The organism is Criibacterium bergeronii (assembly GCF_001693775.2).
Classification (GTDB): Bacteria; Bacillota; Clostridia; order Peptostreptococcales; family Filifactoraceae; genus Peptoanaerobacter; species Peptoanaerobacter bergeronii.
In genome coordinates this window covers 22,077-31,432 of sequence record NZ_MBEW02000023.1, presented here as the reverse complement: position 1 = coordinate 31,432, position 9,356 = coordinate 22,077, and the positions used below count along the sequence as shown (strand labels likewise).

Genomic DNA, 9,356 nt, shown 5'->3' with positions numbered 1-9,356 from the left:
CTCATCCTCAATACATTTCACCGTTGCGTCCGCAAACTGCTCATAATGTAAATTATCATCACCCTTAAAGATGATTGTATCGTTTTTAATATCCTTTGCTTTGAGCTCGCCGTCTTTAACCATTTGCTTTTTTTGCTCACGGATTTTTTTGAGCAAAACAGAAGCAGGCTCATCATTCGGGTCTTGTGGCACAAGTTTACCACGAATGGCAAGGTCAAGCACTTTTTCTCTTAACGCTTTTGTATCAATCATAAGTCAATTCCTCCGAGAATTTCTTGGAGTTTTGATACGGCATCACCGATTGCAGTTGCTTTTTTCTGCATTTCAGAGAGAAGCTCTGTAATCGTGCGGTCATCTTTTTCGGTTAAATCTATCCATTTGAAATCAAGTTTTAATTGGTCACGGGAGTAAACTTCTTCTTCGCTGAATTTTCTCCATCTACCATTGGGGTTTTCTTCTGAATAAGTTTCTTTTCTGTCTTCCAAATGACCCGAACAATAGCAACTAACAAAATCATCAAGGTCTGCACGAGTCATAGGCTTTGTTGCCATTGTGTGTTTTATACCGGTTCTATAATCATAAACCCAAATATCTCTTGTTTTTTCGCCCTTTTCAAAGAAAAGCACGTTTGTCTTAACACCACCAGCGTAGAAAATACCTGTCGGCAATCTGAGAATGGTGTGAAGATTAAAGTCTGCTAATAATTTTTCACGAACCTTTGCAGTAGCATTTCCGTCAGTAAGTACATTATCGGGAAGAACCACAGCAACTCGTCCGCCGGTTTTAACAATCGACATTATATGTTGTAGGAAATTGACCTGATTATCCGATGTTTTTATAAACTCCGGTCTTGCACTGTCAACTGCTACGCTGCCTTGTGGTCTTGTGCCGAAAGGTGGATTTGCAAGAATTACATCAAACATTCTGTCCGATGTATCAAGCAATGAATCCTGACAAACGATAGGACTCTTTTCTGTTCCAATATCGTGTAAATATAAATTCATTGATGCAAGGGTAACAACAAGTGCTGTATTATCTGCACCAAACAATGCATTGTTTTTTAAAAAGTTCTGCTTTGACAAATCCCTGCTTTGGGGTTTCATATGGTCAAAGGCAGCAAGAAGGAATCCACCAGTTCCGCAAGCCGGGTCAGCAACCGTTTCAGTGATTTTAGGGTCAATTACATCAACCATTGCTTTGATAAGCGCACGAGGTGTAAAGTACTGTCCGGCACCGCTTTTTTTATCCTGACCATTTTTTTCAAGGATTGATTCATAAATTGCACCCTTGAAATCGCCCTCCATCATATACCAGTTTTCATTGCCAACCATTTGGAACACTTTTGCAAGATGAACAGGGCTGTTGATTTTGTTAGATGCTTTCGTAAAGATAGTACCGATAAGCCCATCATCTTTTGAAAGTTCTTTCAATACTTCTTCATACTTGTCAATAAGGTCATCTCCATTAAGTTCAACAATATCTTTCCACTTATATCCATCGGGGATAGAGCTGCCAAGACCTAATTCTTCCTTTTCCGCATCCATTTTGAGAAAAAGAATGTATGTAAGTTGAGTGATATAGTCTGTAAATCCAACACCGGCAGCCGCAAGAACATTTGCAATGTCCCATACTTTTTTTACCAGTGTTGCTTCGCTTTTTTGAATATCTGCCATAGTATTATGCCGCCTTTAAAATAAATTTTGCAAGTGTAATAATTTCTTTCGATAGAACAGGTGCGCCAAAGTTTTTTATTCCTTTACGCCATAGGTCTGTATCAAAAGCATTCAATTCTTTTATGCTTATTGCACCTTCCTCAATAATGTAATCAGCTATCTGTTTCATAATTTCTTTTTGGTCGTCTGTAAGTTCACGCTGAGCCTGTCCGCAATAAAGGCTAAATCTTTGGGAATAGCCTTTAATAAGGCTTACAAGTTTATTGCTTTTGTGATACGCAAAGCGAACAAGTTGAATAAGGTGAGTAAGTGCCTTGATGTTTTGCTTTGTATCCAATTCTTCAACATTACCGTCATTATCGAGAATTTTATAGTTTTTCCAAATGTAATACGGCGTGAATTGTCCGTTTTCAGCAATCAATTTGTCCTGCAACTCCGTAAGCATTGAATATGTAATTACAGTATCTTCGGAATTATAGATAATTCGGAGGGCTTCAATCTTATCTGCATTATCATTCAAATATTGCTCAAAGTTAGCAATAAAGCTTTTTGCTGTTTCTTTAGAGAAACCTTTATAAATTACCTCGTCTTCTTTTTCGGGAGTTACGACATAATAACCCCGAAGCATTTCAAGAAGTTTTTTTCGTGCTGATAAATTACTCATCAAACAGAAAATCAAGTTTTTACGAGCAAAATTTTCATCCGAAATATTCTCATAAGGAGGTAGCAAATTCTGTGAAAGCGATTGGTTTATATTATTTGCTAATCCTCTTGGTGAAAAGCCATAATCGGAAATAAACATATTCAAATGTCTTTCGAAAAGAGGATTGTCCTCATATCGTTTTTGTATTGTTGCACAATAATCACGAAGCAGAGCGAGATTTTCATCAGAAACCTCGCCGTGTGACAATCTTTCCAAAAGCTGGTATAAACGAAGTATTTTAGGTCGTGGTTCTCCGCCTTTGCCAGGTTGCGGAATATGCTTATCAGATTCCGTTACACCCACTGCGTCAACAATGTAGAAACAATTTTTGTTATCTGCATTCGGAGTAACTTCTCTTAATTTATCTTCGTTAAGTGTTCTGCAACCTCTTCCTTTCATCTGCGTATATAAAACCTCCGATTTTACATCATTCATAAAAAGAACAACTTCCAAAGGCTTTACATCCGTACCTGTTGCAACAAGTGTAACCGTAACTGCTATTCTAAAATCCTTTTCCGTTCGCAATTCACGAATAAGGGCATTGGAATCGCCTGCGGAATATGTAATTTTTTGCACAAAGTTGTCCGGCACTTTTCCACTTGGAAATTTTTCAGCAAACACCTTTTTGGCAATCTCAACGATTTTTGTTGCGTGATTATCATCTTTTGCAAAGATGAGCGTTTTAGGAATATAGTTCCAATTTTCTTCTCTTTCCGGATATAAGTCGGTATAAATTGACTCCATATAGGATTTCAAGACGGACTCCATCTGATTAGGATTGATAACAGAGCGGTCAAGCTGGTTTGGCGCATAGTCAATGCGTTTCTTTGCCTCGTATTCATCAACCATTTCACCGGAACGATTAACATCCGTAACTGTTTCGCCTTTATTGATTGTGCCGCCGTGAACCGTTGCGTCGGTAATTATTCTGTAAACTCGTGCAGGAACATTAACACCGTCAACAACGGAATCTTCGTATGTGTATTCTTCAACAATGTTTTTATTAAAATACGCATATGCTTCGGGAGTAGGTGTTGCAGTTAAACCAAGAACTTTTGCGTCCTTAAAGTAATCAAGAACTGCTTTCCATTTGCCGTAAATTGAACGATGACATTCATCAACAATGATAAATTGGAAGTAATCCGGAGGTAATTTTAAATCCTCGCCAAGAACTATATCAGGCTCGTTTTTGATAACATCTTTCAAGCCCAATTTTTCGTCTTCTTTATCTTCGTCATCTTCCGTTATAGTTTGTCCTGTAAGTACCGCAAATAATTTTTGTATTGTAGATATAATGATATCGCCCTGAATATTTTCGGGTTTTGTAAGGCGATTAATTTGGTAAAGTTCGTTCATCGGTTTTTGTTTTTCGGTGCGGTCGAACAAACTGAATTCTGTTTCTGTCTGTCGAGCAAGATTATTTCTGTCAACAAGGAAAAGTACACGCTTGGTAGGCGTATAGTTCAACAGACGGTAGGACGCAAGACAAGCAAGATATGTTTTACCTGAACCTGTTGCAAGAATAGCAAGAGCCTTTTTCCTGCCGGCTTTCAACGATGCTTCAAGTTTTACTTCAGCATCATACTGGCAGTCACGAAGTCCTTTTTTCTCAATTCTCGGCAACGCACCATATTCGGATTTTTTACCAAGCATTTGTAGCATCTTTTTCGGTGAGTGCATTTGCGAAAGTTCAACATATTCGCTGTCGGACTCAAGCATATTTTTAAAATAAATCTTATTACCATTTGCGAGATATACAAAGGGAATCTGATTTGGAAACCACAAACCAACCCACCCTTGCGGATTTTTAGAATACCATTCAGCTTGTTGTGCAACAATATATCCGAGAAAATTATCCTCAGCTTTTGCTTCAACAACAGCAATCGCTTTGTCATCAACAAAGAGAAGATAGTCACTTTCTTTATTTCCTTGCATTAAAGCTTCTTTAACCGCAGAAGCATTAAATGGAATATACTCGTCACGAGCGACAATATCCCATCCTGCATCAGTTAATTGCTTGTCTATTTTTATTCTTGCTTTTTCTTCAGGTAACATATCTGTTATCCTCCTGTAAAAGTCTTGCTTCCTGATAATTAAAATTATCGGAAGTTAATAGTAAATACTAATTTTACAAACTCTATGTAGGCTTTTCTGATTTTAATTAAACTTTATTTTGTGTCATCAGGAAGGAATTCCATAATGTCATCTATATTACAATTTAACGCCAAACAAATTTTACCTAAAATATCTACCGTCACATTTTCGCCTTTGCTCATTTTTGTAACTGTGTAATTGCTAATGCCAGCAGCTTTAGCAAGGTCCTTCTTCTTCATATCGTGGTCAATTAATAACTTCCACAACTTTTTATAACTCACAGTCATAATCTACCTCTTAAAGATTTAATAATAACTACACAAGTATATTATATAATAAAATCTAAAAATTTCAATGATAATCGAGCAATACCATCATTTTATTTAGTAGTTGCGATACAGCAAACAGCGATTTATGTGTTTTTATTACAGGTTTTAGGATGTCCCTAACCACTACCGTTTGGATTTGTCTATCCAAATGGTCTGCTCGCCAAGATAAAACATAATAGCGTAAGAATTTAGGTTTTCGAGATGTTTTTTCGGGAATCTTTTTTTATTTTACGCAAAAAAATTGAAAAGTTTTAGAAAAATACCCTGACTTTTTCCTCTCACAGTTCAAACAAGTGAGAGAAATTTTTTTGAGTTTGTGGTTATTTTGGGTGTGTATTTTGGCACCCTTACAGCAAAAGAGAGTTCACGGATTAACGCAAACTCTCGAAAACAGTAAAAAACGTATTGCAGATTTAGATAAGCATTTCATTCGTATTTATGAAGATAATGTAATCGGCAAGCTTCCTGATGACAGGTATTCCAAAATGGCTGCTGCACACGAAAAAGAGCAAAAGGAATTGGAAGTGCTTATATCCAATTGTGAGAAAGAACTTCGTGACGCTGAGAAAAAAACGGTGGATATGAAAACCTTGTATCAGGGCTTGATGGAGTTTACCGAGGTCAAGGAGCTTACCCACACGATTGTAAACAAGCTAATCAAACGCATAGAAATCCATAATCACGAAAAGAAGCATTCTCACGATTCCGTAAAAGTGGATATTACCTTTACAGCAATCGGGTTATTTCAAAAGACGGACGAGGCGGAACTTCAAAAACTTATACAGACAGTTAAGGACAATCCCGCTGAATACAAGCAAATATCAGCATAAACGCAAACGGAGTAACACCCCGAAAGTGTTACTCCATCTACATTTCAAAAACTTCCTTATGCGTAGTCAGCAAATCATGGAACATTTTTTTAGATGGGATTGGTGGAATGACATTATACTTATAAAATAAACTTTTAGCATTTTTAAAAGATGGAAAAATTTATAGAGTAGGTGGATTAAAACCGATAAGTCTAAATTTAAAAATCATATGCTCTACGAAAAAAGAGTTGAAAAAGATGGTAAAAGAAGGTACATTTTTGGACGAATTGTACTATAGACTGAGCATAGTACCATTAGGCTTGCCTCCATTAAGAGATAGGAGCTCAGATATAGAGTTACTTTCAAATTATTTTCTTGACAAAAGCAATAAAAGGTTTGGCAAAAAAATAGCAGGGTTTGAAAAAAGTGCAATTGAGTTTATGAAAAAATATTCATGGCCGGGCAACATAAGAGAGCTGGAAAACGTAGTTGAGTATGTGTCAAATTTTAAAGACAAAGGTTATATAAGTGAGTATGAAATAAGACAGAGAATAACAGTCAAGCAAGAGCGTGACAAATCTTTGGATGAGATGGTAAAAGATTATGAAAATGGAATAATAAATGACCTATTATCTAAATATGGAGAAACCAATGAAAGCAAGCAAATCATAGCAGATAAATTAAAAATATCTAGGGCAACGTTGTATAGAAAGCTCACTCAAACAAAATCTCAAAAATGAGAATTCAGTCTCAAAAATTATACTTCTGTAGATTTTTACAGGAGTATAATTTTATTATAAGGAAAATGTTTTTTAAAATTATTATATGTAAAAGAGGTGTTTAAAATAGATAATGTATTGAGCAAGTTAATTGAGATAGTAAAGCAAGATTCAAAAGAGGCACTAGGCTGTACTGAACCTGTTGCTATTGCATATTGCACTAATGTGTGTGCGTCATACATTGATAAATCTGAAATAAAAAAAATTTCTGTACAGCTTAGCAAAGATTTTTATAAAAATGCAAAATCTGTCAAAATACCAAATACAGCAACAAGTGGTATTGATTTAGCAGTTGTAATAGGTGGTATAATAGAAAAAACGAATGATGGATTTAAAGTTTTTTCAAAAGTTGATACACAAATCATAAGAAAAAGCTAAAGATATGATTTCTAAAGGTATAGTAGAGGTCTCATACACTGATAACAGTCCAAGTGTATATGTGAAAATCAAGATAAAAACTGACAGAGATGAGGTTGAAACCATTTTATCAGACTCACATACAAATATTAAAAGTGTAGTTATAAATGGACAACAAGTTTACAATTCAAAAGAAAACAATGAACTGGAATTGAGGAACAAGGAGGTGCAGAATTTAAACATCAAACATTTGAGGCAAACAATGGAGGAAGAAGAGTCGGAAAAAGAGAAAAAATTTGATATAAAAGACTTATCCTTTAAGCAGCTTAGGCAAATAATACAAGATGCAGAGCCTGAAAAAACAAAATTTACTTTAGAAGGGATATCAGTAAATAAAAAGGCTGCAAAAGAGGGACTAAATGGGTATGGGTCTAATTTAGAAAAGACACTTAATTCATTAAAAGAAAAAGGTGTTTTACCAGATAATTACATAACCAAAGCTAGGATAATGACAGCTGCGGCGGCAGATTTAAGAATGTCGGGAGGAGACTGTCCTATAATGACCAGTGGGGGTTCAGGCAATCAAGGTATAGGAGTGATTTTACCAATTGCAATAGTTGCAAAGCAAGAAAACATAAGCGACGAAAGACTGTCAAAAGCTTTATTTTTTTCTCATGCAATCAATAGATATGTTAAAGAGTATTCAGGAAAGTTATCCGGAATTTGTGGTTGTGCAATAGGTGCAGCTATAGGAGCTACAGCAGGGATAACATGGATGATAGGAGGTGATGATGAACAAATAGCCGGCGCTTGTTCAAATATTTTTGCTAATTTGACAGGTGTGATTTGTGACGGAGCAAAGGAGTCTTGCTCTATGAAATTATCCACGAGTGCTGAGGAGTCGATTGTGTCAGCATACTTGGCTGTAAATGGGGTAATTTCTGAGAAAAATGTCGGTATTATGGCAGAAACTATAGAATATACAATTAAAAATATCGGTAAACTATCTCATGGGGCATTTGACAAGGTTGATGATTTGATGCTTGAGATAATCTAATACTAATTTAAATAAGAAAATGTAGTATTAGTTTTTATTATAAAAATTTTTGCATAAGGTAGTAGCATAAATTTCTTTTTAATATGTATGCTACAATTTTCAAAGTAATTTAGTATAAATCTTGAAAGGAATAGTGATACGAAATGGAAGAAAAATCGAAAAAGAAAAAAATACAATTTAATGCGTTTGTTATAATATTTTTTGTAATATTATTTTGTTATGTATTGACTATAATAGTTCCATCAGGTGAGTTTGCTAGAGAAGAAATTAATGGAAAAACTACAGTCATAGCTAATTCTTTTCACTCTACACCAAAGACTTATTTGGCACCATGGTCAATATTTCAATCAGTACCTAATGGACTTACTGCATCGGCAGCTATGATGTTTGTCGTTATGATGGTTTCCGGTTGTGTTGAAATATACAAAAGGACACAGTCTATAGACAAACTTATGGCAAGCTTACTTAGACAATCTAAGAGATTGGGTAGTCAGACAATACTTATATTAATAATGATAGCTTTTGGTTGCATCGGTGGATTTTTGGGGTGGAATGAACAGATTGTACCATTTATTCCGGTAATAATCTCATTGTGCTTGGCTATGGGATATGACGTAATGGTGGGAGTGGCATGCTCAGCTATGATTGATATGATTAGCTTCTCAGTTTCTCCATCTAGTGTATACACAGTAGGTATTTCACATGAAGTAGCACAGTTACCGATGTTTTCCGGATTTGGATTTAGGCTTGTTTTACTGATTATAATAGATATATTGATAATATTTTATGTGTTGAACTACGCTAAAAAAGTTAAAGCAAATCCGAATACTTCCTATATGAAAGGTATAGATGATTCTAAGTTTAGGATAGATTATAGTAAGTTTTTAGAAGAACGTATGTCAGGTAAACAAAAAGTAGCTTTGTTTGTGTTTTTGCTTACTTTTATTTTATCAATAGTTGGAGTATCTAGACTAGGCTGGTCTATGAATGACTTGGGAGCTGCATTTTTCTTTTTAGGTATTGCAGGAGGAGTCATATGCTCTATGAATATAAATGAAGTCATTAATGGCTTTATTGCAGGAGCAAAAGATGGGCTAGGACCTGCACTAGTAATAGGATTAGCAAGAGCCATTCAATGGATGCTTACTAGCGGAAAGGTTATCGATCCAATTATAAATTTCCTTTCATCACCACTTGCACAATTAGGTCAATACACTACGCCAATAGTAGTAGTATTTATAATAACTCTATTTAATGGATTAATTACATCAGGTTCAGCAAAGGCTACTGCCCTAATGCCTATACTTATACCGTTGGCAGATTTAGTTGGTATGACTAGGCAAACAATGATTTTAGCCTTTCAAATAGGGGATGGCTTAACAAATGTATTATGGTTTACAAGTGGTACATTATTAATGTTTTTAACTATTGCAGAAATACCGTTAAATAGGTGGTACAAATTTATTTGGAAATTGATGGTAATTATGTTTGTTGTTTGTTTTGCAGCGCTTATGATTGCTGTCAAGATAAATTACGGACCATTTTAGAGGTGGAA

The 9,356-nt window shown here is 35.3% G+C and carries 9 protein-coding genes and 1 pseudogene; 6 read left to right on the top strand and 4 right to left on the bottom strand.

Annotated features, from left to right (window positions below):
• The 4 genes from BBG48_RS08830 to BBG48_RS08815 all read right to left on the bottom strand — a co-directional run.
• On the bottom strand, positions 1-252 hold a 252-nt coding region (locus tag BBG48_RS08830; protein ID WP_330410370.1), incomplete at its 3' end, for a hypothetical protein.
• Complete coding sequence (locus tag BBG48_RS08825; RefSeq protein ID WP_068913945.1) at positions 249-1,673, bottom strand: type I restriction-modification system subunit M; 1,425 nt, start codon at positions 1,671-1,673, stop codon at positions 249-251. The genes BBG48_RS08830 and BBG48_RS08825, both read right to left, overlap by 4 nt.
• 4 nt (positions 1,674-1,677) lie before the next feature.
• On the bottom strand, positions 1,678-4,431 hold the full coding sequence (locus BBG48_RS08820; protein ID WP_068913946.1) for a type I restriction endonuclease subunit R: 2,754 nt from the start codon (positions 4,429-4,431) through the stop codon (positions 1,678-1,680).
• A 113-nt stretch (positions 4,432-4,544) separates the two neighbouring features.
• Positions 4,545-4,757, bottom strand: coding sequence for a helix-turn-helix domain-containing protein (locus tag BBG48_RS08815; RefSeq protein WP_068913947.1), 213 nt, complete (start codon positions 4,755-4,757; stop codon positions 4,545-4,547).
• A gap of 380 nt (positions 4,758-5,137) precedes the next feature.
• Here BBG48_RS08815 and BBG48_RS08810 point away from each other — a divergent pair, with 380 nt between their 5' ends.
• From BBG48_RS08810 to BBG48_RS08790, 6 genes and pseudogenes are all read left to right on the top strand, one after another.
• Positions 5,138-5,629 carry a DUF4368 domain-containing protein gene (locus tag BBG48_RS08810; protein ID WP_068913948.1) on the top strand — a complete coding sequence of 164 codons (492 nt, stop codon included), beginning with the start codon at positions 5,138-5,140 and terminating at the stop codon, positions 5,627-5,629.
• A gap of 140 nt (positions 5,630-5,769) precedes the next feature.
• Positions 5,770-5,913: pseudogene (locus BBG48_RS11660) on the top strand (sigma 54-interacting transcriptional regulator); the annotation flags it as partial.
• A complete protein-coding gene (locus tag BBG48_RS08805; RefSeq protein WP_456297793.1) occupies positions 5,887-6,348 on the top strand; it encodes an AAA-type ATPase lid domain-containing protein in 462 nt (153 codons plus the stop codon). The pseudogene BBG48_RS11660 and the gene BBG48_RS08805, both read left to right, overlap by 27 nt.
• Positions 6,349-6,465: 117 nt before the next feature.
• Positions 6,466-6,765 (top strand): hypothetical protein, encoded by a 300-nt coding sequence (locus tag BBG48_RS08800; RefSeq protein WP_147292844.1) that lies wholly within the window; start codon positions 6,466-6,468, stop codon positions 6,763-6,765.
• A gap of 4 nt (positions 6,766-6,769) precedes the next feature.
• A complete protein-coding gene (locus tag BBG48_RS08795; protein ID WP_094754490.1) occupies positions 6,770-7,801 on the top strand; it encodes an L-serine ammonia-lyase, iron-sulfur-dependent, subunit alpha in 1,032 nt (343 codons plus the stop codon).
• A 143-nt stretch (positions 7,802-7,944) separates the two neighbouring features.
• Positions 7,945-9,348 (top strand): YfcC family protein, encoded by a 1,404-nt coding sequence (locus BBG48_RS08790; protein WP_068913950.1) that lies wholly within the window; start codon positions 7,945-7,947, stop codon positions 9,346-9,348.
• The last annotated feature ends 8 nt before the right edge of the window (positions 9,349-9,356 follow it).

Coding starts and splice junctions, on each gene's coding strand:
- BBG48_RS08825 (WP_068913945.1), bottom strand. CDS start 1,673: ATGGCAGATATTCAAAAAAGCGAAGCAACACTGGTAAAAAAAGTATGG.
- BBG48_RS08790 (WP_068913950.1), top strand. CDS start 7,945: ATGGAAGAAAAATCGAAAAAGAAAAAAATACAATTTAATGCGTTTGTT.
- BBG48_RS08795 (WP_094754490.1), top strand. CDS start 6,770: ATGATTTCTAAAGGTATAGTAGAGGTCTCATACACTGATAACAGTCCA.
- BBG48_RS08815 (WP_068913947.1), bottom strand. CDS start 4,757: ATGACTGTGAGTTATAAAAAGTTGTGGAAGTTATTAATTGACCACGAT.
- BBG48_RS08820 (WP_068913946.1), bottom strand. CDS start 4,431: ATGTTACCTGAAGAAAAAGCAAGAATAAAAATAGACAAGCAATTAACT.